This window comes from Thermoactinomyces sp. FSL K6-2592 (assembly GCF_038006465.1).
Classification (GTDB): Bacteria; Bacillota; Bacilli; order Thermoactinomycetales; family Thermoactinomycetaceae; genus Thermoactinomyces; species Thermoactinomyces vulgaris.
In genome coordinates, this window is record NZ_JBBOVH010000001.1 from 1,534,368 (window position 1) to 1,555,860 (window position 21,493).

Here is a 21,493-nt window from a genome sequence, read left to right on the forward strand (position 1 = left end):
GACACTAGAAAGGAGAATAAAGATTCGATATACATAATAATGGGAGTGACACGGGAGGAGGGATCCGGACGATTCATTACGATTTCCATCTGACAAGGAGCGATTATTGGCTGGACAGTCAAAAAAAGCCGATCGGAATCGGGGAATGGCAACAAGTTGTGGAAAAAGACGAGGAAATGAAACTGGTCAATGCCGTCGAATTGAAAACAGTCACCGGCGAAGTGATCAAGCTTGAAAACGAAGGACTTTCTTTATGGACCAACCCCGAAAACGGGGATATGACTTATTTTACATATCGCGACGGGCGGATCTCGGTGAAAAGCCCGGCCGACGGCAAATTGCAGTACCAGGTATTGCGCAAAATGAAGCAACTGGCTGAAGCATTGGAAGCCAATGTTCAAGGGGATGATGGTGAACTTTATTAACAATTCAGTGTCGCTCCCCGGAACATAAAATTCATCAAAAAAAGAAGCACTTCGGTTTGTAAGTGCTTCTTTTTTAATGCTTTTTACAACTATAAATCACATAATCTCTTCTTCACAGCAGTTTTCAAGACTATCGAAAGTAATTTTTTTTGCTCCAACTTATGATTAATATTAAGTTTATAAAATTAATAAATGAATGAGAAAAAACCGCTATACAATTTGACTAATAAGCAATTCAGTGGGCTTATATTGACCAAAGAAGGGTTTTAGAAAAAAATAAAGAAATATAATTATATAAAAATAAAATTATTATTAAAAATATTAGTTATTTACTGAGTGCAGGAGGGAGCATATTGGATAATTATATATTAACAGAGTATAAAGCTGGGATTCATGCCAGTGAAATTAAGATTCATATCTACCGTATGCCGGTTAAAGACTTGGAAAAAATTGATTATGAGTATGGGAAATATACTCGTGATTTAAGACAAAAGAACCGCAAAACAATATCTTTTTATCGTTCGTTAATTGGTTCATTCGAAAAACTAACTATTGTACCAAAAGGTTATGAGAAATATGAATATCGCTCCATTAAACTGGACCAATCGGAAGAAAGCTTACAAGAAAGAAAATTATTGGAAAGATTGATTTTCGATGGATTAAGGGATTCAAACCGTAATCATTTTATGTCAACGGAGCAAAGTATTATTGAAAAGGAACCGATAAAATCTCTCTCCAAATGTAAAATTCATCGTGGAATATATATTGATATTACTGTAAAGGAGAAAGGTGACATCTTCATTGGCTTTGAACTAAAACACTCCATTCAGTCTACTCATACCATTATAAAAGCTTTAAAGGAAAAGAAACTTAACAAGGGTGACAAGGTATTTGATTTTTTGAATAGTGCACATTATGAGTTTGAGGGTATTTCTGACAAGACTATCAGTGATCCTCTACCGGAATTGGGTAATAAGAGTATCATTCAACATTATAAAACTAAACCAAGTATATATTGCCATTTAGTTAAGAAGCCAAATATGCCAGCTATCCTTGTTCGATCTAAATCAGGCAAAGTGTATCCTTATCCGCCTCAATTATTAAAAAAAGAATGCTTGATGAAAGACGTCCCCGCAAAAGAACATTCCTCTATTAAACTAAATCCTAATGACAAAATAAATTACTCCATAGAAATAATGAAAAGGATTATTGATGCCTTTGAAAATCGATATTTTCCAATTGGTTTTGAAAAAAACAATTTGAATATCGCCAAGTTAGGGTATCGTCGTCGTCTTGTGCCAGATCCACTGCTTCGTATTGGAAATGGTGCCACGTGTAACCATCGGGACTTAAAAGGAGCTTTTCTAAGGCATAAAATATATGATTCAGTTTCTTCGCCTATTTATTATCAACTTTTGCTCGATCAGCCATTTGAAAGAGAGTGGCAGAAAAAGATGTCCGAAGCGTTCATAACCAAAATGGAAAATAGATCAAGACAATGGGGAATTAAATTACAATGTACAGGTAATCAAATTCTCCCCACTTCTAATCCTTACGCTCTTAGGCTTCATTTGAAAGATATCAATTTAGACACTGATATCATATCTGTAGTTCTTCTTGATGAAACAAAACAAGAAGGAGAAGAGGTTTATTCTACCATAAAAAAAGAATTAGGAGGAACTCGTGGAGCTCATACCCAAGTCATTCTTATTGATTCATTGAAAAATGAATATACGATCCCACAGATTCTCTTAGGAATTTATACAAAAGCAGGATTGCAACCTTGGGTATTACATCAGCCATTACATGCAGATTGTTATGTTGGTTATGATGTAAGCCATGAAAATGGCCGACATACCACGGGAATTGTTCAGGTGTTCGGCAAAGATGGCAGCCAAATCTTCTCTCAACCTATTTCTTCTGCAGAAGCGGGAGAAAAAGTCAGTAAGGAAACCATTCAAACTATGGTAATTCATGTTCTATATTATTATCAAAAGAAAGTTGGAAAAATGCCTCAACATATTGTTTTTCATCGGGATGGCAGGGGATATGTGGAGGAAATTGACTGGATCAAAGATATATTATCCAATCGAGATCTCACGAATGGCCAATCAATTGCTTTTGATTACATTTCGGTGATTAAAGAATGTGGTCGGAGAATGGCATATTTTGATGATATAAAAAAGAAATACGTCAATGTTCCTGGGATTGCCTATCTTGATGACAATGCCCAAAAGGCTTATCTTTGCTCGACGAATCCATATGAAAAGGTTGGGATGTCGAAACCTATAAAAATAGTAAAGAAAATAGGAGAGATGACACTGGAACAAATTGTAGAAGATATCTATCATTTGTCATTCATGAACATTCATACCGATCGCAAAGTACGTTTACCAGTGACAACGAACTATGCTGATAAAAGTTCCACTTTCTTCAGCAGGGGTTATTTATCTTCTCAAAAAAAAGGGATTGGATTTGTGTAAAATGGATATAATTTTTTTAAAAGCCCTCTCTATTACTGAGAGGGCTTTTTTCTTACATAAAATAACCACTACTAATCAAGTTGGAATTTCAATTAATCCTATCTTCACGCAACCGTTTTGGTTGCTTCTTTTTTTGTTTTGTCCATGGATGAAAGCGCGACGCCGGCGATGATCAAAAATGCCCCCGGATAGAAGTTCCATGTGAGTTTCTCATTTAACAGCCAGGCTCCGAGCAGGGTACCGACTACAGGCTGGCAAAAGAAAAACAGGGACCCGACGGAGGCGTCGATATATTCAAATCCCTTGTTCCATAAATAAAAAGCAAGAGCAGTCGAAATGATTCCCAAATATAAGATGCCCAGCCATATCCCCCAATCCGTCGGCCATGTCACTCCTTTGGCGTGCCATTCCCACCAACTGACGGGAAAGGTAAACAACACGCCAAAAAGGTTGGCCCAAAATGTCGCGGTGAGTGAAGAATATTTGAGCGTTTGCACCCGGCTCAATACGGTATAAAGTGCCCAAGTGACCGCGGCGCCAAACAAGATCAGATTGCCGGTGAAGGTGGAAGAGCCGGTTTCTGCTGGATAACCGATGACAAGGATCACCCCGACGGTTGCGATGATCAGCGCCGATCCTTTGCGAAAACCGGGTCTTTCACGCAACAGTTTCCAAGCGAAAACGGATATGAGTGCCGGGGAAGCGGAAGTAATCAGTGAGCCGAGGGAAGCCCCGGACAAATGCGTGCCGACAAATTGCAATCCGATGGAACCGGTATAACCGATCAATCCGATCAAGGCCATCTGTTTCACATCGCGGAGGTCAATTTTCCATTCGCGGGCCAAAAAAGCCCAAGCCCCCAACACGCACAAACCGATGACAAAACGCATCTCCAACAAAACCCAAGGAGGAATGGTATTTAAAACCACTTTGCTTATTACATACATTCCGCCCCAGATGGAAGCAGCGGCACTTAAGCAAAGGGGACCGAGCCACCATTTTTTCATCTTGCTTTCCTCCTGCCAAAAAACTCTGCCGGTTTGACTGCGGTCTCATTGTGGGAAGAAAGAATGTACAATATAATGGAAATCGAAACCATTCATCAATGTTTGGGTTCATCCACAAAGCGCACCCGGGACAACTGCTGTTTCACTTGTCCCCGGATCGCTTTCAGGTAAATTTGATACAGCTTGGCTTGTTCCTTTTTTTCTTCCTCTGTCAAACCCTGCGTTCTTTTTTTGCGGGCCAGTTCATTGATTCGCTGTATGAGTTGTTCATTGATCACTCCAATCACTCCTTCTTGTTCACTGTACCGAATTCAACGAAGTCTGGCAAGAATGTGAGAGGATGAGAAGAGAGATTAGCTATGAAAGCGATCATTTATGCGAGAGTCAGCACACAAAAAGAAGAACAGGAAACCAGCCTTGAAAGGCAAGTGGAAGTTTTGACCGAATGGGCAAAAATATTAAAAATGGATGTGTGTCAGGTGATTAAGGAGCAACACAGCGGGTTCGATTTAAACCGGCCGGGGTTGTATCAAATGTTTGAGACGATTAAAAAGGAGAAAGCAAACGCCATTTTGATCCAGGATGACACCCGCTTGGGACGGGGAGAAGCAAAATTGGCGATTATCCATCAGCTGGACCGTTCCGGTTGCCGCATCTATTCCAAACAGCATCAGGGCGAGTTGGAATTGGAAGCCGGGGAATCCACCGTGCTTGCCATCATCGCCAAAGTCGAAGAATTGCAACGGAAAATGATGAACCAGAAGATCAGTTGGGGAATGAGACGCGCCATCCGGGAGAAAGGATACAATCCGGCGAAAAATCTTAAGAACCAGGGAATGGGAGGAAGAGAACGGAAAGAACTTCCGGTGGAACAAATCGTGGCATTGAAAGAAAAAAATCTGACATTCGAAGAAATCGCCGCAACGTTGAAAGGTTTTGGCTATCCGGTTTCCCGCGCAACCGTTCACCGGCGATATCAAGAATGGAAAAATCAACAAGAAAAGATGGAGGAGTAACCATGGCTGAAGTCAATTTGGATATTTACAAAGAGTTGACACAAATCCCCGGCACTTCCGGCTTTGAACATGAAGTGCGCCAGTGGATGCGTTCTTACATAACCCCGTTGGCGGATGAAGTCCTGACCGATCGGTTGGGAGGCATTTTCGGAGTCAAAAAAGGAAACGCTCCGGACCCGAAAGTGTTGGTCGCCGGCCATATGGATGAAGTCGGGTTTATGATCACCAAAATCACTTCCAACGGATTTCTCAAATTTCAAACTCTGGGCGGATGGTGGTCACAAGTCATGCTTTCGCAACGTGTGGAAATTGTGACCCGCACCGGCAAACGAATCCCCGGTGTCATCGGTTCCACCCCGCCGCATCTGCTCAGTTTGGAACAACGCCGCAAACCGATGGAAATCTCCCAGATGTTTATCGATATCGGAGCCGACAGCGATGAAGAGGCAAAGAGCTGGGGAGTCAGAGTCGGGGACTTTGCGGTGCCGCATTGTGACTTTGTGGAAATGGAAGGCGGAAAACGCCTGTTGAGCAAAGCTTGGGACAATCGTTTGGGCTGCGGATTGGCGGTGGAATTGTTGCAAGAATTGCAAAACGAGAAGCACCCCAACACCTTGTATGCCGGCGCCACGGTGCAAGAGGAAGTCGGCACCCGGGGAGCGGCAACGGCTGCCAAAATGATTGATCCTGATGTCTTTTTTGCCGTGGATGTCGGTCCCGCCGGTGACACTCCCGGAGTGAAAGACGGGTTTGGCGAAATCGGAAAAGGGGTCGTGATCCGGATTTATGACCGCTCGATGATTCCGCTGCCGGCCATGCGGGACTTCTTGCTGGACACCGCGGAATCCAATGACATTCCATATCAATTCTTTGTCTCGCAAGGAGGGACGGATGCCGGACGCGTCCATCAAACCGGAATCGGAGTGCCGTCGGCCGCCATCGGGATTTGCGGACGCTACATTCATTCCAACATAACCATTGTCGATAAAGAGGACATCGCGGCAGCCAAAGAATTTGCCGTCAAACTGATCAAAAACCTTAACCGTTCCACATACCAATCTTTGCTTGCCTGAGAAAGGGAAGGGATGATGAGTCAAACCGCCATTTCCGAAGAACTGTTTTGCTTTTTGGATGGAAACGACTTGGAAGACAAAACACGGGAGGCCATGATGCTGCTTTCGGTCAGCGAAGACGGCTGGCCGCATGCTGCTATGGTCAGTGTGGGGGAAGTGGTTGCTTTAAACCATGAGGAATTGAGAATTGCCCTCTGGCCAAAGACCCATACCGTCGCCAATTTAAAACGAACCCAACAAGCAACCTTGGTCGCCGTCCACAAAGGAAAAGTGCACTATGTCCGGCTGGCGATCAAACCGCTGCCCGCCTTGAAGGATGACAAACACAACCGGGAGCGGTTTGCGGCCAAGGTGGTTTCCGTTAAAGAGGATACAGCCAAATACGCTGAGATTACTTCAGGCATCCGCTTTGATTTATATGATCCGGAATCCGTTGTCCGGCGGTGGACCGAAACGGTATCCGGGTTGAAGAAATAGAAGACCCACTTTCAGGGTCTTTTTTTATTAATCAATCTCTTGCGACAGGCTTTGAATCCAGTCCAATTCGAGCTCCGCCTGGGCTTTTTGGAAATCGATCACTTTCAATACATAAGGGTTTTGCACATGATCTTGTTCAACCTTCCGGTAGTATTCCAGTTTTTTTTGTAACACTTCCTGTCTGTTTTGCATAATTTCTTGTTGTATTTCCGGTTCCAACCGGTCAAATAATACCACCCTGACTAAAAATTCGATTTGTCTTGCCGCCAGTTTACCCGGGAAGTCACAGATCATTTCCAGAAAGATTTCCTCCCCGGTTTCGGTCAAACAATAGACGTGGCGGTTTGGTTTTCCTTCTGACTGAATCACTTCTTTGGAAATGGCGCCCATTTCCACAAAACGGCGCAACGCGGGATACAACAAGTTGTTGTTGATTTCAAATTCATCGCCGAGTGCGTTTTGGATGTTGCGTTTGATTTCATAACCATGTTTGGGACCTGACATCAGTTCCCCCAAAATCAATATTTCTGCATACATGGACATCACCTTGATTTGAAATTTTTGCGAATCGCTCCGGCGTCATATTCTAAGTTAATTTATCATATGTTATCCTAACATAGGGAGGGATTTTCGTTGAGTGATACCAACAACACCATCATCGTTCCTGAAATTTCCAAACTCAAAACCAAAGAAGAGCAATGGGAGCCTTATGCATGGTACAAAGAAATGAGAGAAAACCATCCGGTATATTACGATGAAGAACAAGACGTATGGAATGTGTTTTTGTATGATCATGCCAAACGGGTCCTGTCCGATCATGAACTTTTCTCCAACGTAAAAACCAGAAGTTTGATCCCCACTCCCAGAACGGACAACCGGGCCAATATCAACTTTTGTGACCCGCCGGAACATCGCAAAAGACGTGCGCTGTTGGCCAAAGCTTTCACCCCCCGCAGCCTGGATTCATGGGAACCGCGGATCCAAGCCATTGTCAATGACTTGATTGCCGAAATGGAAAAACACGAAACGGTGGATATCGTGGAGAAACTGGCCGTTCCGTTACCCGTCACTGTCATTGCCGATCTGCTGGGGGTTCCCAACAAAGACTGGCGTTTGATCAAGCATTGGTCCGATATCTTGTTCCGTCCCTATGAAAAAGAACACTATGACGATATTGCCGAGAAAAAACAACAAGCTTTGAAAGAATTCCGCGAATACTTATATCCCATTGTGCAAGAAAAACGCAAAAACCCTGCTGATGACATCATTTCCGACCTGACCCGGGCCGAACTTCACGGCGAACGGTTAAGTGATGAAGAAGTTGTTGATTCCAGCAGAGGGTTGCTCGGTGCCGGTAATGAAACCACAACCATGCTCATTGCTAATATATTTTATTGCATGTTGTTCGATCAACCGGGGGTTTATCAAGAGTTGCGCGAGGATATCTCCCTTGTCCCCAATCTGATTGAAGAAGTGCTTCGTTTCCGCTTTCCGGCCTCCAATGACCGCCGGATCGTAAAAGACACCAATGTCTTCGGCCCTTTGATGAAGAAAGGGCAAATGATCATTGCATGGGCCGGATCGGCAAACCGGGATGAAGCCCAATTCGCCAATGCGGAAACCTTTGACATCCATCGTCCCAATAACAAGCAACACCTCACGTTCGGATCCGGACCGCATTTCTGCCTGGGGGCTCCGCTGGCCCGCATGGAAGCCAGAATTGCACTGACCACCTTTGTCCAAAGCTTTGCCGACATCCATCCGGTGGAAAACTTTAAATTAACCGATCATTTGATTGCTTCCGGTGTGGGACAGTCGTTGAAAAACTTGCCGATCCGCTTGGTAAAAGCATGACAACATTGATCATCGAACTCATCTCCTGACAGAAAACACCTTGAGTCCGTCTCAAGGTGTTTTCTTTTTACCTGAGATTGCAAAGCACAAAAGCCATGATATGATAGGGGGGATAGATAATACTTTGGAAAAGGGGTTATGTCATTGTTCCAAAACAGTTGGCTCTGGATTTTTGTCGGACTTTGCATTTTGTTCTCGTTGATCATCACGATCCGATTAGGGGTCAACCAGAGTCCGGAACAAAACCAAGGTTATGTCAAACGCCGCAGAAAAATCGTTTGGCTGCTTCTTTCGATTTATGTCGCAGCCGTTGTGGTTTGGGTTGCCTTTGTGTTCCCTTTTTTATTCTGACGACAAGAGGTGGGGGAATTTGGGTTTGGTGATAAAACCTGAAGCTTTGCGGCCCGGGGATACCATCGGCCTGATTGCACCGGCTGGTCCGGTTCGCGAAAAAGAGTTGGAAGATTGCATCCGCATGCTTTCCGGCTTTGGTTATCCGGTGAAAACCGGAAAATCGGCCGGCAAGGCGTATGGATATTTGGCCGGGAAAGATTCATACCGGAAAGATGATTTGGAAGCGATGTTTCTCGATCCGGAGGTGAAAGCCGTTTTTTGTTTGAGAGGCGGATATGGAAGTTTGCGCATCATCGACCGGATCGATTATGAAGTGATTCGCCACCATCCGAAAATTTTTGTGGGATACAGCGATATCACGGCGCTTCACATTGCCATCCGGCAAATCTGCGGCCTTGTCACTTTTCACGGCCCGATGGGTGCGGAATTGTCCGGCGAACGGTACGATGAAGAAAGTTGGGGCGTATTGTTTTCCGTCTTATCCGGCCGGGATGTGAAGAGTTACACCCCGAATGAACACTTCTTTTCCATTGTTCCCGGCGTGGCGGAAGGAGAACTGACCGGCGGCAATCTGAGTTTGTTGCGTTCGGCCGTGGGAACCCCTTATGAGGTGGACACCCGGGACAAAATTTTGCTTCTGGAAGATGTGAATGAAGAAGTGTATGCCATCGACGGCATGCTGAATCAATTGCGGCTGGCCGGCAAGTTTGAACATGTGCGGGGAGTGATTCTCTCTGATTTCCGGCTCGCCGAACCCGGCCGCGACAAACCTTCCCTCCCGTTTCGGGAAATGATTGAAACCTTTTTCGCCCCGCTCGGCATCCCTTGCTTTTACGGCCTTTCCGCCGGACATTGCCGACCCAATTTCACATTGCCCATTGGCGGAAAAGTGAGAATGGATTCCGAGCGGGGAAGGGTTCAAATCACTGAGCCTCCGGTGATTCCCACCTGATTTGGAATATTTCCCGGATCAAAGCGGGCAGTTCGTTTTCGCTCACTTCTCTTTTTTCTTTTCCGGACGGGGTCACTTGAACCAGCTTTCGGCCGATCAAAGAGACTCTGCCGTCCGGCGTCATTTTGGAGATATAAATGGAGCGATTAAAAGGAGAGCGGGGGGAAGTTTCGATTAAACGGCAAGCTTCATGAAAATCCTGAAATGTTTTCGCTTCCCCTGTAAACCGGTATAAGACCTGCCAACTTTCAGCCCCGGGCTCTTTTTTCTCCAGGACGTATCGATCCGGGTTGGAACGGATCCGGTATTGTCCGGCAATATCTTGCACAACTTCTCCGGATAATGGAACCGGCCGACGCGGGGCGTTTCCGCCAAAACCCACATCAACCAGATATTTTTCATCATTCAGATAAACAAGATTGGCCAGGTGGGTTCCTTCCAATCCCCAATCACCGCTGGACGGTTCGTATACCGTTCCTGCAACCATTTGCACGTCAAACCCCAATTCGTTTAAGAGCAAATGAAACAGGCCGTTTAACTCAAAGCAAACGCCTCCGCGGTGATTAATTATGATTTTTTGAAAGAGGGAGATTGGATCCAACTGAATGGACCGGCCGGAGAGAATATCCAGGTTTTCAAAGTGGATGTGTTGTTGGTGTTTTTGCATTAACCTGGTGAGGCCGGGAAGATGGACCGGAACCGGAGGTTGAACACCGATTCGCGCAAGGTATTGAGGAATCATTCTGATGTCTCCTTTTCCTTTTCTTCGCGCACTTCTTATTGTATCGGAAAGGAATTATGTTGGAAATAGAGAAGTATTTGCTTGAAGGAGGTTGTTGCTGTGCAAGATCGTGAATTTATCGCATTGGTTGTGGACCGGAAGCAAGATCAATATTCCCATTCTTTTCAAACACTGAAGATCAAGGACTTGCCGGAAGAAGATGTTCTGATTCGCGTTCAGTATTCCAGCTTGAATTACAAAGACGGAATGGCCGTTTTAAATCGCGGGAAAATCGTCCGCAAATTCCCCATGGTTCCCGGTATCGATTTGGGCGGCACGGTGGTCAAATCCAAAAACAGCGCATTTCAACCCGGCGACAAGGTGATTTTAACCGGATGGGGAACCGGAGAAACACACTGGGGAGGATATGCCGAATACGCAACCGCGAAACCCGAATGGCTGGTTCCGCTCCCGTCCGGCCTTCAATTGAAACATGCTATGAGTCTGGGGACCGCAGGGCTTACGGCCATGCTGGCCGTGTCGGCTTTAGAGCGGCATGGAATCAACCGGGAAAAACCGATTTTGGTTACCGGGGCATCCGGAGGGGTCGGAAGCTTGGCCGTAGCCATTTTGTCCCGTCTGGGATATACGGTTGCCGCATCGACCGGAAGTCCGGACAACCATGACTTTTTAAAATCCCTGGGTGCAAGCAAAATCATTGACAGGAAAGAACTTTCCAAAGCGTCCCGTCCGCTGGAATCCCAACGGTGGGGAGGCGCAGTGGACGTGGTGGGCGGTGACACGTTGGCTCATGTGTTGAGTGAGATGAGCTATTACGGAACCGTGGCCGCTTGTGGCTTGGCCGGAAGCCATTCGCTTCACACCACGGTATATCCATTTATTTTGCGCGGAATCAAATTGGTCGGCATCGACTCCAACACCTGCCCGGCGGATGAAAGAACCCAAGCGTGGAACCGTCTGTCGGAACTTTTGCCGGCAGAACTTTTGGACCAACTCACCGAAGTTCACGGCCTTCGCGATGTTCCGGCTTTAAGCGAAAAGATTTTAAGCGGCGACGTCAAAGGGCGGATCGTGATCGATGTTCAGTCATTGTAAGCGTTTATTTCAATGATGATTTTTGCGGTGTGGTCACAAAAAAGTCCTCTTTGGATCGATAAAGAGGACTTTTTTAAAAATGCATGTTCATCAGCGGTTGATATAACGTTCAAACACAAACCCGTAATCTTTGACATGATACTGTTTTCTCGCTTCGACGAGCCAAGAGAATGCCGCCTGATTTAACTCCTTGAATTGCTCGACCGGATTGTGTTCAGTGCTCCGGAGATGGCTTAAAGTGGATGAAGCCAAATTGAGGCTCTGGTTGGCGTATTCCAGGATGATTTCATTATCATGGGAGATTTCAGCGATTTTCAGTAACGCTTTGTATAAGTCCTTCAACTCGTTCAAATATTTTTTATGGACATCAATGGAGAAAATCCTGGATCCGATCTTGAATTTGAGTTCGATGTCCAAATCGACGGTTCCGGCGGTTTCAAGCGTCACTTCCGAAATCTTGTGCGTGCTGTAATCAAAGCGGTAAAGAGAACGTTTTTTGCTTGTTGCGCTGGTTCCGTCCAGATGAATTAACGCTTTATTCGTGAAACAATACTCATCGGTTTTGGATTTGATCAAAAAATAGATTCTCTCATTATCTTCGTGCATCACAAAATCGTCCGATTCAACTTTGTCATAATCTTCCGGTTTGATCACGGACCCGATCTCACTCAATCCGAGCACATCCGAGGCGACTTTTACAAACATTTGAATCAACCTTTCCCGTGTGATTTGTTGACGGTTGGATATTTCGTCCCATTCGTATGGTACCATAATTGGAATAAAACGGTTAAAAAAGATCAGCCGGCCCGTTTTTCATCGGGAGGCCTGGGTATAGGCATCGTAAACCCATTTGCCGATATGGTTGATTTCCCGTTGCGCTTGATGATGATCCAGCCCGCTGCTTAATACCACCAAGATCAAGGAATGGGAAGCGATGTATAAAATTCCCCCGTCGTGAAGCGTTTGGTTGACCCACCCGGTTTTGTGCGCCATTTCCCATCGTGGCAGACTGCCGATGATTTCGGAATCGGAGGGAGGAAGCCGTCCGGGCAGGCAATTCCGCCATTGTTGTTTTTTTAATATTTCGACCATCTTTCGGCTGGCATCACGGGAAACGGCTTGACCGGTTGCCAGCAGCCGGAAACAACGGGCCATGTCTTTGGCAGTGATTTGATTGGTTTTATTCGAGCCGGCCGGGACAATATGGAGGCGGTTGATGAAAACCGTATCGGTCATTTCCAGTGCAAGGAGTGTTTCTTGGACAAATTCTTTCCCCAACCGGTCAATCAAAAGGTTGGTTGCTGTATTATCGCTTTGGATGATCATCAAGGTGACCAAGTCTTGAATGGTAAATTTCGTTCCATATGAAAGATGCTGCAAAACCCCCGAACCGCCGACTCTGTCTTCCCGTCTTAATTCAATCCGATCGCTCAAGCAAAGTTTTCCTAGCGCATGGGCCCGGTAAACCGCCACCATCACCGGTACTTTGATCATGCTGGCTGCCACAAAAGGTTGCTTTTCATTCCAAATCCATTTTTCTCCGGTGTTCAGATCTTCCATCCAGATCCCCCAAATCCCCGAAGATTTTTTCTTCCAGGCATCCAAAGAACCGCTCAACTTTTGGAACGGCGATTGTCCGTTCATGAACCATCCCCCTGATCATTTGACGTCATGAATATTCTAATGCAATTCCGGGGTCATTTCTATTTATTCATAAAAATATAACTTTTTTTCTTGTTTTAAAATATTAATATCTGTTTGTCGTTTTGTTGTATAATGGAATCAATAACAGAAACTTCATATCATTCAGGATCTAAAAACTCAAACAATCCATCCAGACATTGCAAAAGACTGATTTTTATAAAACAGGGAGCGGAACAATGACGGAAGATCTTATCGAGTTACTGGAGATGTTAAATAAAAATTCAGGATGGTTTTTTGACTTTTTAGTGATTATTATTGCTGTCGGTCTGACAGCCACCTTGGTGATCCATATTTATCGTTATGCCACAGGAAAAAATGATTGGTTGGGCCGCAGTTTGGAAGAAGGGGACCAAAACAGCCAAATGGCCATGATCCAACTGGACACTTGCCGAAACGAGAAAGAAGAGCTGGAAAAGAAAGTGCTGCTTCTGGAACAGGACCGGCAAGAATTAATGGATTTGTTAAAAGAAAAAGACCAGCAGATTGATCAACAGAATACCCAATTGGCCAAAGCGGAAGATGAAATTGAGATTTTAAAAAGTTTATATGAAGAATTGGACAGCAAATACAACGATGAAACCTACACCATGTCTCAAATTATGTATACCATTGAAGAAGTGGCCGCGGCCATCGCCGATCAAAACCGCTTCCGGCAAAACCGCGATGAAATCTTCATGAATTTGCTGGACTATCTGGTGAACACGCTGAAAAATTTCCGAAAAAAGCAACCCCGGGTCATCATTCACGTCAAACATCCTGAAAAAAATGATGTTCTTGTGCATTTCGCCCATTCCAGCGGACACTCTCACCGCGTAAAAATATATGAACCCCCGATCCATGGCAGTGCAGCGGGTCGTGCATGGAGAACAAAAGAAATTTATTATGTGCCTGATGTCGAATCCCCGGATTATGAATATGACCAAAAAAAGAATTCACGCAAGGTATATCGCACCATATTATGTGTGCCGATCAAAGCCGGAATGATGGAACCCACCCGGATAGGGGTTCTGACCATTACCGGAGCGCCGGTTGATGCTTATGAAGATATCGAAATTGAACGGGCTGCATTGTTTGCCAGTTTGCTCTTTCCACTGGTCTACAACGATCTTAAACACCGAGGTGGGAATCATCCATGACGCAAGGACGCAAACCATCGTATGAAGAAAGAAAAAAACTGAACCGAATGTACCGCGAAGGATTATTAAGCAGGGAAGAATTGATGGAGAAAATGAAAAACGGACTGTTTGACCACGAGCGGTTAAAAGTGAAGCGGAAGTTTGTCAAACTGTTCAAGTCAAACCCTTCGAAAAGAACATGATTCTTTCATGTTCTTTTTGTTTTTTTGCCGGCAAGAGGAAAGAGACTTTCAACGCTGTTGACGAAGCCATCATTCAATATCCGATGTTGTTGTATCTTCCGCCATTATTTGGATTTCCTGCATTTTCCGCGCATGACGCAGCAGGGATGGTTGCGGTTCAAGTGTTTTTTACGTCCATGGCGGGGCTTGTTGTTTACGGAAAAGAGGGAGCCCTCAATAAATCGCTAACCGTTTATATGGGAACGGCCATATTGGCCGGAAGTTTTCTTGGCGGATATGGTTCCAAGTGGCTGAGTGAAACATGGATTCATTTGATCTACGCCATCCTGGCCACCATGGCGGTATGGATGATGTTTCGCTCCGAGAAAGAACCAAAAGAAACCGCGGCTCGTCCAATCGCTTCTCATCCTGCAGCAGTGATGGGGGTTGCGTTGGTCATCGGGATTTTTTCCGGTGTCATTGGTTCGTCCGGTTCGTTTATTCTGGTGCCGGTCTTGCTGTTTGTCTTTTAAAACACCCACCCGCACCGCCATCGCCACGTCGCTTGCGATCGCCTTTGTATCTTCATCCGGATCCGTGGCGGCCAAATTGGTTTCCGATCAGATCTTGCTGATTCCTTCTGTCATTCTGGCAGTTTCCGGACTGATCGCTTCGCCGGCAGGAGCGATGGTCAGCAAAAAAGCAAACCCTCGCACATTGCGGGTCGGCTTGACTCTTGTCATCGCCATCACATTTTTGAAAATCTGGTATGATTATCTCGCGATATATATCGGATAACCCGGCGGTTCTCATCATGAACGTCCGAACCGTCAGGGGAAATCAAATTCATTCTTTGCGCGGCGGGGAGGGGGGGCTTTTATTTCACAACCGGAACGGCCTCATCCATAAATAAGGTTCTGTCAATACAGAAACATCAGAAATCAGGATTAAATCATTTTCAAAAATAAAAGAAATAATCGTCTGGTTTTTTATTCGATTTCCGACACGAATGCTTCGATATACAAATAAATATTTTTTATTTCTCAAAACTATAGTTAACTTTTCTTAATGAGATGACAACAAGTGGGAAAATTCCATTTTTTGAGATGTCGAAGCCTGATCTTTCTCCCCATCAACCTGTAACGTTACAAAATATAAATTTTGTAACTGTATATAACGGGTTTTCGAGGGAGGAATCAACTGTTTATTTCCAGAAAAACCATTTATTACTACGAGTTTTGGTTGTCTGTTTCACATTTATTTCCAATCAGAAATCCGTTCTGATAATCAGATTGGATTCGTGAAAATGATTTACTTTTAGATATATACAATAAACACAAAAAACGCCTGAGTACCTTAATCCGGTTTCTCAAGCGTTTTGATATTTACCCGCTATCTGCTATCCATCTTTCCGAAAAAATTGTTTTTGTAAAATCCTGTATATCATATGTATCAATGGATCAGTTGGATTCAGGATTCAAAGATAATGATGGGCAATACAAAAAAGACGCCGACGACAACCACTGAAAAAACCAAGATACTTAAGATCATGACGATGATTTTCCGAAAGCTCATGTCATATGCCCATTCATTCATACGGTCCAAGGTTCTTCTCAAGGGTTTCTTCCAATGAAGGATGCAAAAGGTTGCGAAAAAAAATAAAACAGGTAAATAAACGACCATCCATTGAGGAAACTCTTCACCATCAAAATTTTTTCTCATCAATATGAGACCAAGCATAATTAAAGCGTATAATGCAGAGTATAATAAATTTTTACCGACTTTCATTCGCATCCCCCTCCTGCGATTTTTTGGTGACATGGGAAACATGTTTATTTCATGATACCTGGAATCCATGATTTTTAACAACCATTGGGATATGGAGATCATTGATTTGCAACTTCCGGCTCAAAAATAGCTAGCGGAACCGCGATCAACAAGATGATGGCAATCACCCAGAAAAGAACCATACCCGCAATGATCATGATACATTTCCAAAAACCTGCTTGCACCTGCTCTTTCAACCAGTCAGCGAATTTTTTTAACGGTTGTTGCCAATGATTAAAGCTGAAGGTCATGGCAAATATGAGTACGGGAAAATAAATAAGCATCCACAGGCGAACATCCGCCCCGTAATGCCGTTGAAGCAAAAAATAAACCAGTGTTAAAAGCGCAAAACATACAGATATGACAAGATTCGGGCCAATACCCATGGTCATTTTCCTCCCGGCGTTTTTTTGATAACATGGGAACATGTCTATTTCATGTTACATTTCTCTGCTGTTTTTCAACAGATGCAAAGGTACCGATTTTTTGGCGAGGTGAAAGAATGGATAAAGAGTATCAAATGCAACTTTCCGTGCAAGATCTCAAGCAGGCAGCTAAAATCATGCGCCGGGCCGCAGACCGGATTGAATCCATTAACCAAACAGAGTCTTTTACTCTGCATACGTTGATTTCCGATATTGAAGAGTTGACCGACCGATTGGATAACAAAGGATAAAAAAGAAAGAAATGGGAATTAGCAAAAAAAATAAAGGCCTTCAAATTTTGTTTGTAAGGCCCCTCTTTTTTTATTCATGACCCATATGTCCAAAAGAACCAAACGCCTCTTAAAAACGCATCAGATTCGCTCTGAGGCAATTTTGGATTTTTCACGAATATACGTTCGATTTTCGCGGTCGATTTAACACCGGTTTTCCCCTCTCTTCTCCCCTCTTGCGACCAACTGTCTCAATATTCAAAATGATCTGCAGCGGAAAATAGTTTTGGCTCCTTGCCGGTCAAAAAGGAATACCACCGGTTTCGGAACCGGACTTGGGGTCCGTCTGCCGCAACATGCGCTTCCAAACGGAGAGATTCCGGAATGGGCCGCGGATGTTGACTTTCCACGATTTCCTGATCCTCTTTCAGCACCTTGAGACTGAATTGGGACAAGATTTTATCGATCAAAAATGATTTGGCAAAATTTCGGCCGATATATCCCCGGATATCCGTGGAATGAGAATCGACCGGCGTAAACGTCACAAAATTAATCAACCGGTGTTTTCCGCGGGATCGCGGGCGTAATATCCATTGTTGCGGAAACCGGTACTCCAATTCGGTATGGTTGTTCTCGATCCGAATCCAATCCCCATCCGCTTGAAATTGAATTTTTACATCCAGTGAAGATTTTCTTCCGATCGTCCGGCGGTGAACAACCGGAAGATGAGCCACATCCAAGACGCTTTCCACCACCCGTGTAAAATGGGCTTTCCATGTGGATTGAAAAGGAACAAGCCGGAGGTCGGGATCCTCCAGTTCTGGAAACAATGTCAGCTCATCATGGGGATGATTGGACGGATAAACCCAGATCAGCCCGGCTTTCTCCATCACCCTGTATGCCGTGGCATGGGCGAATTCAGGAATCCTTGCTCCGGGCTGGGATGGAATATCCGTACATCTTCCGTCTCCTTGAAACAACCAACCATGAAAAGGGCACCGGATTCCTCCGTCTGCACAAGATCCCAACGAAAGGTCGGCTCCCCGATGGGGGCAATAGGCATGAATGGCATGTGGGGCATTGTCTTCTCCCCGGAATAACACGATATCCCGGCCGGCGATCCTTTTTTTGAGGGGCTTCTTTTTCAGCTCCGACGACCATGCGACTGCATACCACCGGGCAGGAAACATCGAGTCGTCCGACATGGAATAACCTCCTTGGGATGATTGTTGTCAAGACTTTTTATATGTGGATTCCCGGCATTTAGACCTTGAAGTTTTCCTCAATTGACGGCCAAGAAACGTTTTCCGTACTCCCCGTGATCATGAACGGCAGGATGTTCAATCTGGACGGTGGAATGGACGATTCCGTGTTTTTGGCAGAGCGTCTCATTGATGGCCTTGATCACAAGAAAAGGTTCTGCAGCATCATCAATAAACACATGAGCTGTCAGCGAATAATGGTCTGTGGAAACCGCCCATAAATGAAGCTCATGTACATCCTGAACGCCTTCTACCTCGCCGATATCTTGCCGGACGGATTCCAGATCAAACTTTTCCGGCACGGCTTCCATCAGAATGAAATAAGATTCGTAAAGGATTTTGGAACCGCCGTAAAAAATGATTCCTCCAATCACCATGCTGATCAGCGGATCAAAAATCAAAAGCCCGGTCACGGAGATCAGGATGAAGGAAACAATGATCCCCACGGAGCTCAGCAAATCTCCGATAAAATGCCAGAGAGCACTTTTGATGTTCAGATTTTCTTCTTCCTTGGAACTGCGGCTTAAAATCACCGTCAACACAATATTGACAATCAAACCGATGACCGCAATGGTCAACATCAAAGGCTTATCGATCTCCCGGGGTTCAATGAGCCGGCGGATGCCTTCGATAAAAATTCCGATTGCAATCACAACCAGGGCCAACCCGTTTAAAAAGGACGCAATGATTTCAAACCGGAGAAAACCAAATGTGTATTTTCCGTCCGGATTTCGAGTGGCCATGTAACTAGCCGTCAAACTCAGGCCCAATGCAAAAACATCGGAAATCATATGGGCAGAATCAGACAACAAAGCCAGCGAATTGGATAACAAGCCGCCTGCCACCTCAACCACTGTGAAAAAGACGGTTAATGCCAGGGTGATCCACAAGGTTTTTCGGGAGGTGTGCTGTTCTTTCACATGGTTGAGATGATGGTAATCATAAACTTTCATTTTTATCCTCCTAAATTATAATAATTATTAAAAAGTAATCATTCTAATGATATGCTTCTTTTCCGCTTTGATCAACCTCCAATTGCAAAAAAAGCCGGTAATTTACCGGCTTTTTTCAAACTCTGAAATGCTTGTCATCAATCCATGTCATTTCCTCAGTTGACCGGGAGATAAGCGCCATTCATAAACGGATTCCAATCAGCCACCAAACTCAAAACAGCCCCGGCCACATCCTCCGGTTGAGCCAGGCGTCGCAAAGGCGTGACATTCCGGATGGATTCATGCATTTCTTTCGGTTGGTCTTTTGTCGCATCGGTCAGCACCAAACCGGGGGCAATCACATTGGTCCGGATATTTTTGGGACCCAATTCCAGTGCCAGGTATTTTGCAAAGGACACGATGGCCGCTTTGGCTGTGCCGTGAGCGATAAACCCTTCCGCGGGTGTTCGGGATAACCCGCTGGAAATCAAGACGATTTTTCCTCTTCCCTGTTTTTCCATATGCGGAACCACAGCCTGGCAAAGATGGAAAGCCGAACGCATTTCGTCGTTCAACTTGACGGAAAACTCCTCCCAGCTCATCTCCATAAACGGCTTGAACGCAAAGGCAATGTTGGCATTGTTGATGAGGATATCCACTTTTCCGAATGCCTGAACGGTCCGGTCCACCAACTTTTTCACATCTTCTTCCTTCCGGACATCCGCTTTCACCACAATGCCTTTTTTCCCGGCGGCTTTCACTTTTTCAAGTACCTGCAAAGCCTCTTTTTCAGAATGATGATAATTAATGACAACATCGGCTCCGGCCTTGGCGAATAACACGGCCGTGGCGGCACCGATGCCCCGGCTGCTTCCGGTGATCACGGCCACCTTGTTGTTGAGTGGTTTCATTCTTTTCCCTCCTGCTTCTTTGATTCGTATTACTGTCAGCATAAATCATTCACGCCAATCTTTCATCAACGAAACAAACATTGTTTGCCAAGCCAGGCCGATGGTTCAAAAAAACCTCCCGTGCACTTTAAACCGGGAGGATTCTGAAACTGTTTATGCAATCAGTTTTCTTTCATCCGGAACCATGAACGCACAAAGAGCCGCCAAAATGGGCAATGCGGAAATAAATGATAAAATGGTGGGCACCCCGAATAAGTCGATCAGATATCCCATGAGCGTGGCTCCGATTCCCCCGGCTCCGACGCCAAAACCGATGGCCAGCCCGGAAGCCATGGCGATATTGCGGGGCAGCAATTTCTGCATATAGACCACTGTCACGGCAAAAGAAGATAAAACAAAAAAACCAAACAAAAAAATCACTAGCCACATCGAAACCCCTTGGGCATAAGGCAACCATACGGCAAAGGGAACCGAAGCGAGCAAGGAACCGACCAACCAGCGTTTGATACCCAAATAATCAGATAACGCCCCGCCGATAAACGTTCCCAACGCGCCGGCACCCAGAAATACGAAGTTTAACACCTCTGCTTGGCTGTAAGACATGTTCATTTGATGCAAAAAGAAAAAAGGCAAAAAAGCGGAAACCCCAACTTGGCACCAAGACCGCAATGTGATCACAATGACCAGCCAAAAAACCCCCGTCCAGTGGTTTTTTCCTTTGGATTGTTTTTTGGCTGCCTGCGACCTGCTCACCTGTTCTTTATACCAAGGCAATAAACGCATCAGCAGGAAGAGCGCGATCACTGCCAGCACGCTGAACCAGATGAGCCCTTCTTTTCCCGTATAAACCAAAAACAACGGAATCATCAACGGTCCCAAAGCTTGGCCGCCGTTACCGCCCACCTGAAAAATCGCCTGCGCCAGCCCTTTGGTATTTCCTGAAGCAAAGTGGGTTCCCCGGGAGGCTTCCGGGTGGAAAATCCCGGAGCCGAGACCGGACAAGGCGATCAGAAACAAAACCCAGCCATAACTGGGCGCCCAACCGGTCAGTGCCAATCCCATCACGGAGATAAACACACCGAGCGGCAACATCCAGACCATCGGTTTGCGATCCGTCCATGCGCCAAACAATGGCTGCATGACAGATGAAGTGATATAAGAAGCAAGAATAATGAGCCCCGATTGCGTGTAAGTCAAACCAAAAGCTTGCTGATACAGCGGCAATAACGCCGGGACAATGCCGGTTGTCACCAAATCATTCATCATATGCGTCGTGCTGAATGTCCATACTTTCCCCTTGGACATTGGTCTTTTTGCCGACATGGATTGTTGTGCGGTATCCACCAAAGGTCCTCCTTTTCTCTAAAAAAAGGATGATGCCGGTTTTCGGCATCACTTAAAAATTCGATACGTTAAATATTATTATA

At 45.1% G+C, this 21,493-nt stretch carries 26 protein-coding genes; 14 read left to right on the forward strand and 12 right to left on the reverse strand.

The genetic code is table 11. The annotated features are described in order from the left end of the window. Positions 1-158 precede the first annotated feature (158 nt). On the forward strand, positions 159-425 hold the full coding sequence (locus NYE37_RS08005; protein ID WP_049720107.1) for a hypothetical protein: 267 nt from the start codon (positions 159-161) through the stop codon (positions 423-425). 353 nt (positions 426-778) lie between these two features. Continuing rightward, positions 779-2,908, forward strand: a complete 2,130-nt coding sequence (locus tag NYE37_RS08010) for a Piwi domain-containing protein (RefSeq protein ID WP_121874085.1) — start codon at positions 779-781, stop codon at positions 2,906-2,908. A 104-nt stretch (positions 2,909-3,012) separates the two neighbouring features. On the opposite strand, the gene NYE37_RS08015 is transcribed toward NYE37_RS08010, so the two are convergent. Then, on the reverse strand, positions 3,013-3,915 hold the full coding sequence (locus NYE37_RS08015) for a DMT family transporter (RefSeq protein ID WP_049720105.1): 903 nt from the start codon (positions 3,913-3,915) through the stop codon (positions 3,013-3,015). A 95-nt stretch (positions 3,916-4,010) separates the two neighbouring features. Next, the gene (locus NYE37_RS08020) at positions 4,011-4,193 is read right to left on the reverse strand and encodes a DUF896 domain-containing protein (RefSeq protein ID WP_037994442.1); all 183 of its coding nucleotides are present in this window, start codon (positions 4,191-4,193) and stop codon (positions 4,011-4,013) included. Between the two features lie 81 nt (positions 4,194-4,274). Here NYE37_RS08020 and NYE37_RS08025 point away from each other — a divergent pair, with 81 nt between their 5' ends. Genes NYE37_RS08025 through NYE37_RS08035 form a run of 3 tightly spaced genes read left to right on the forward strand, consistent with a single transcriptional unit; the run spans position 4,275 to position 6,481 of the window. Further along, positions 4,275-4,931 (forward strand): YneB family resolvase-like protein, encoded by a 657-nt coding sequence (locus tag NYE37_RS08025; protein ID WP_049720104.1) that lies wholly within the window; start codon positions 4,275-4,277, stop codon positions 4,929-4,931. A 2-nt stretch (positions 4,932-4,933) separates the two neighbouring features. After that, on the forward strand, positions 4,934-6,004 hold the full coding sequence (locus tag NYE37_RS08030; RefSeq protein ID WP_037994444.1) for a M42 family metallopeptidase: 1,071 nt from the start codon (positions 4,934-4,936) through the stop codon (positions 6,002-6,004). A gap of 12 nt (positions 6,005-6,016) precedes the next feature. Next, positions 6,017-6,481, forward strand: coding sequence for a pyridoxamine 5'-phosphate oxidase family protein (locus NYE37_RS08035; RefSeq protein WP_037994446.1), 465 nt, complete (start codon positions 6,017-6,019; stop codon positions 6,479-6,481). Between the two features lie 27 nt (positions 6,482-6,508). Here the strand turns inward: NYE37_RS08035 and NYE37_RS08040 are convergent, their stop codons facing one another. After that, a complete protein-coding gene (locus NYE37_RS08040; protein ID WP_340711909.1) occupies positions 6,509-7,018 on the reverse strand; it encodes a PadR family transcriptional regulator in 510 nt (169 codons plus the stop codon). A gap of 96 nt (positions 7,019-7,114) precedes the next feature. On the opposite strand from NYE37_RS08040, the gene NYE37_RS08045 reads away from it, so the two are divergent. From NYE37_RS08045 to NYE37_RS08055, 3 genes are all read left to right on the forward strand, one after another. Next, a complete protein-coding gene (locus NYE37_RS08045) occupies positions 7,115-8,335 on the forward strand; it encodes a cytochrome P450 (RefSeq protein ID WP_037994450.1) in 1,221 nt (406 codons plus the stop codon). Positions 8,336-8,479: 144 nt separating this feature from the next. Further along, the gene (locus NYE37_RS08050; RefSeq protein WP_165489744.1) at positions 8,480-8,686 is read left to right on the forward strand and encodes a hypothetical protein; all 207 of its coding nucleotides are present in this window, start codon (positions 8,480-8,482) and stop codon (positions 8,684-8,686) included. A gap of 28 nt (positions 8,687-8,714) precedes the next feature. Beyond that, entirely contained in the window at positions 8,715-9,641 is a 927-nt protein-coding gene (locus tag NYE37_RS08055) for a S66 peptidase family protein (RefSeq protein WP_340712051.1), read from the forward strand. On the opposite strand, the gene NYE37_RS08060 is transcribed toward NYE37_RS08055, so the two are convergent. Then, the gene (locus NYE37_RS08060) at positions 9,613-10,383 is read right to left on the reverse strand and encodes an arylamine N-acetyltransferase family protein (RefSeq protein WP_049720100.1); all 771 of its coding nucleotides are present in this window, start codon (positions 10,381-10,383) and stop codon (positions 9,613-9,615) included. The two genes, NYE37_RS08055 and NYE37_RS08060, sit on opposite strands and share 29 nt — an antisense overlap. A gap of 99 nt (positions 10,384-10,482) precedes the next feature. Here NYE37_RS08060 and NYE37_RS08065 point away from each other — a divergent pair, with 99 nt between their 5' ends. Continuing rightward, positions 10,483-11,478 carry an MDR family oxidoreductase gene (locus tag NYE37_RS08065; RefSeq protein ID WP_049720099.1) on the forward strand — a complete coding sequence of 332 codons (996 nt, stop codon included), beginning with the start codon at positions 10,483-10,485 and terminating at the stop codon, positions 11,476-11,478. Positions 11,479-11,568: 90 nt separating this feature from the next. On the opposite strand, the gene NYE37_RS08070 is transcribed toward NYE37_RS08065, so the two are convergent. After that, a complete protein-coding gene (locus NYE37_RS08070; protein WP_049720098.1) occupies positions 11,569-12,183 on the reverse strand; it encodes a PH domain-containing protein in 615 nt (204 codons plus the stop codon). Between the two features lie 108 nt (positions 12,184-12,291). Continuing rightward, positions 12,292-13,122, reverse strand: coding sequence for a serine hydrolase (locus tag NYE37_RS08075; RefSeq protein WP_049720097.1), 831 nt, complete (start codon positions 13,120-13,122; stop codon positions 12,292-12,294). Between the two features lie 236 nt (positions 13,123-13,358). Here NYE37_RS08075 and NYE37_RS08080 point away from each other — a divergent pair, with 236 nt between their 5' ends. The 4 genes from NYE37_RS08080 to NYE37_RS08095 all read left to right on the forward strand — a co-directional run bounded on the left by NYE37_RS08080 (position 13,359) and on the right by NYE37_RS08095 (position 15,277). Further along, positions 13,359-14,318 (forward strand): GAF domain-containing protein, encoded by a 960-nt coding sequence (locus tag NYE37_RS08080; protein WP_049720096.1) that lies wholly within the window; start codon positions 13,359-13,361, stop codon positions 14,316-14,318. Further along, positions 14,315-14,500, forward strand: coding sequence for a hypothetical protein (locus NYE37_RS08085; RefSeq protein WP_049720095.1), 186 nt, complete (start codon positions 14,315-14,317; stop codon positions 14,498-14,500). Before NYE37_RS08080 ends, NYE37_RS08085 begins: the two co-directional genes overlap by 4 nt. An 83-nt stretch (positions 14,501-14,583) precedes the next feature. Next, positions 14,584-15,012, forward strand: coding sequence for a sulfite exporter TauE/SafE family protein (locus NYE37_RS08090; RefSeq protein ID WP_268983084.1), 429 nt, complete (start codon positions 14,584-14,586; stop codon positions 15,010-15,012). Beyond that, a complete protein-coding gene (locus tag NYE37_RS08095; RefSeq protein ID WP_049720093.1) occupies positions 15,002-15,277 on the forward strand; it encodes a TSUP family transporter in 276 nt (91 codons plus the stop codon). The genes NYE37_RS08090 and NYE37_RS08095 overlap by 11 nt, the downstream gene beginning before the upstream one ends. A 672-nt stretch (positions 15,278-15,949) precedes the next feature. On the opposite strand, the gene NYE37_RS08100 is transcribed toward NYE37_RS08095, so the two are convergent. Together NYE37_RS08100 and NYE37_RS08105 are read right to left on the reverse strand one after the other, a co-directional pair. Further along, positions 15,950-16,267, reverse strand: a complete 318-nt coding sequence (locus NYE37_RS08100) for a hypothetical protein (protein ID WP_049720092.1) — start codon at positions 16,265-16,267, stop codon at positions 15,950-15,952. Between the two features lie 98 nt (positions 16,268-16,365). Further along, positions 16,366-16,692: a hypothetical protein gene (locus NYE37_RS08105; protein ID WP_049720091.1), complete on the reverse strand. Its 327-nt coding sequence runs from the start codon at positions 16,690-16,692 to the stop codon at positions 16,366-16,368. Positions 16,693-16,808: 116 nt separating this feature from the next. Between NYE37_RS08105 and NYE37_RS08110 the strand changes: the two genes are divergently transcribed. After that, positions 16,809-16,982, forward strand: coding sequence for a hypothetical protein (locus tag NYE37_RS08110; protein WP_165489746.1), 174 nt, complete (start codon positions 16,809-16,811; stop codon positions 16,980-16,982). Between the two features lie 230 nt (positions 16,983-17,212). Here the strand turns inward: NYE37_RS08110 and NYE37_RS08115 are convergent, their stop codons facing one another. From NYE37_RS08115 to NYE37_RS08130, 4 genes are all read right to left on the reverse strand, one after another. Further along, on the reverse strand, positions 17,213-18,166 hold the full coding sequence (locus NYE37_RS08115; protein WP_049720090.1) for an aromatic ring-hydroxylating oxygenase subunit alpha: 954 nt from the start codon (positions 18,164-18,166) through the stop codon (positions 17,213-17,215). Positions 18,167-18,243: 77 nt separating this feature from the next. After that, positions 18,244-19,176: a cation diffusion facilitator family transporter gene (locus NYE37_RS08120; protein ID WP_049720089.1), complete on the reverse strand. Its 933-nt coding sequence runs from the start codon at positions 19,174-19,176 to the stop codon at positions 18,244-18,246. 155 nt (positions 19,177-19,331) lie between these two features. Beyond that, entirely contained in the window at positions 19,332-20,066 is a 735-nt protein-coding gene (locus NYE37_RS08125) for an SDR family NAD(P)-dependent oxidoreductase (protein ID WP_340711910.1), read from the reverse strand. A 153-nt stretch (positions 20,067-20,219) separates the two neighbouring features. Further along, a complete protein-coding gene (locus NYE37_RS08130; protein ID WP_231564594.1) occupies positions 20,220-21,410 on the reverse strand; it encodes an MFS transporter in 1,191 nt (396 codons plus the stop codon). Positions 21,411-21,493: the final 83 nt, after the last annotated feature.

What these genes read in the sequence shown, in the direction of transcription:
- NYE37_RS08015 (WP_049720105.1), bottom strand. Translation starts at nt 3,915, where the DNA reads ATGAAAAAATGGTGGCTCGGTCCCCTTTGCTTAAGTGCCGCTGCTTCC.
- NYE37_RS08025 (WP_049720104.1), top strand. Translation starts at nt 4,275, where the DNA reads ATGAAAGCGATCATTTATGCGAGAGTCAGCACACAAAAAGAAGAACAG.
- NYE37_RS08030 (WP_037994444.1), top strand. Translation starts at nt 4,934, where the DNA reads ATGGCTGAAGTCAATTTGGATATTTACAAAGAGTTGACACAAATCCCC.
- NYE37_RS08035 (WP_037994446.1), top strand. Translation starts at nt 6,017, where the DNA reads ATGATGAGTCAAACCGCCATTTCCGAAGAACTGTTTTGCTTTTTGGAT.
- NYE37_RS08040 (WP_340711909.1), bottom strand. Translation starts at nt 7,018, where the DNA reads ATGTATGCAGAAATATTGATTTTGGGGGAACTGATGTCAGGTCCCAAA.
- NYE37_RS08060 (WP_049720100.1), bottom strand. Translation starts at nt 10,383, where the DNA reads ATGATTCCTCAATACCTTGCGCGAATCGGTGTTCAACCTCCGGTTCCG.
- NYE37_RS08070 (WP_049720098.1), bottom strand. Translation starts at nt 12,183, where the DNA reads ATGTTTGTAAAAGTCGCCTCGGATGTGCTCGGATTGAGTGAGATCGGG.
- NYE37_RS08075 (WP_049720097.1), bottom strand. Translation starts at nt 13,122, where the DNA reads ATGAACGGACAATCGCCGTTCCAAAAGTTGAGCGGTTCTTTGGATGCC.
- NYE37_RS08080 (WP_049720096.1), top strand. Translation starts at nt 13,359, where the DNA reads ATGACGGAAGATCTTATCGAGTTACTGGAGATGTTAAATAAAAATTCA.
- NYE37_RS08085 (WP_049720095.1), top strand. Translation starts at nt 14,315, where the DNA reads ATGACGCAAGGACGCAAACCATCGTATGAAGAAAGAAAAAAACTGAAC.
- NYE37_RS08090 (WP_268983084.1), top strand. Translation starts at nt 14,584, where the DNA reads ATGTTGTTGTATCTTCCGCCATTATTTGGATTTCCTGCATTTTCCGCG.
- NYE37_RS08100 (WP_049720092.1), bottom strand. Translation starts at nt 16,267, where the DNA reads ATGAAAGTCGGTAAAAATTTATTATACTCTGCATTATACGCTTTAATT.
- NYE37_RS08105 (WP_049720091.1), bottom strand. Translation starts at nt 16,692, where the DNA reads ATGGGTATTGGCCCGAATCTTGTCATATCTGTATGTTTTGCGCTTTTA.
- NYE37_RS08110 (WP_165489746.1), top strand. Translation starts at nt 16,809, where the DNA reads ATGGATAAAGAGTATCAAATGCAACTTTCCGTGCAAGATCTCAAGCAG.
- NYE37_RS08115 (WP_049720090.1), bottom strand. Translation starts at nt 18,166, where the DNA reads ATGTCGGACGACTCGATGTTTCCTGCCCGGTGGTATGCAGTCGCATGG.
- NYE37_RS08120 (WP_049720089.1), bottom strand. Translation starts at nt 19,176, where the DNA reads ATGAAAGTTTATGATTACCATCATCTCAACCATGTGAAAGAACAGCAC.
- NYE37_RS08125 (WP_340711910.1), bottom strand. Translation starts at nt 20,066, where the DNA reads ATGAAACCACTCAACAACAAGGTGGCCGTGATCACCGGAAGCAGCCGG.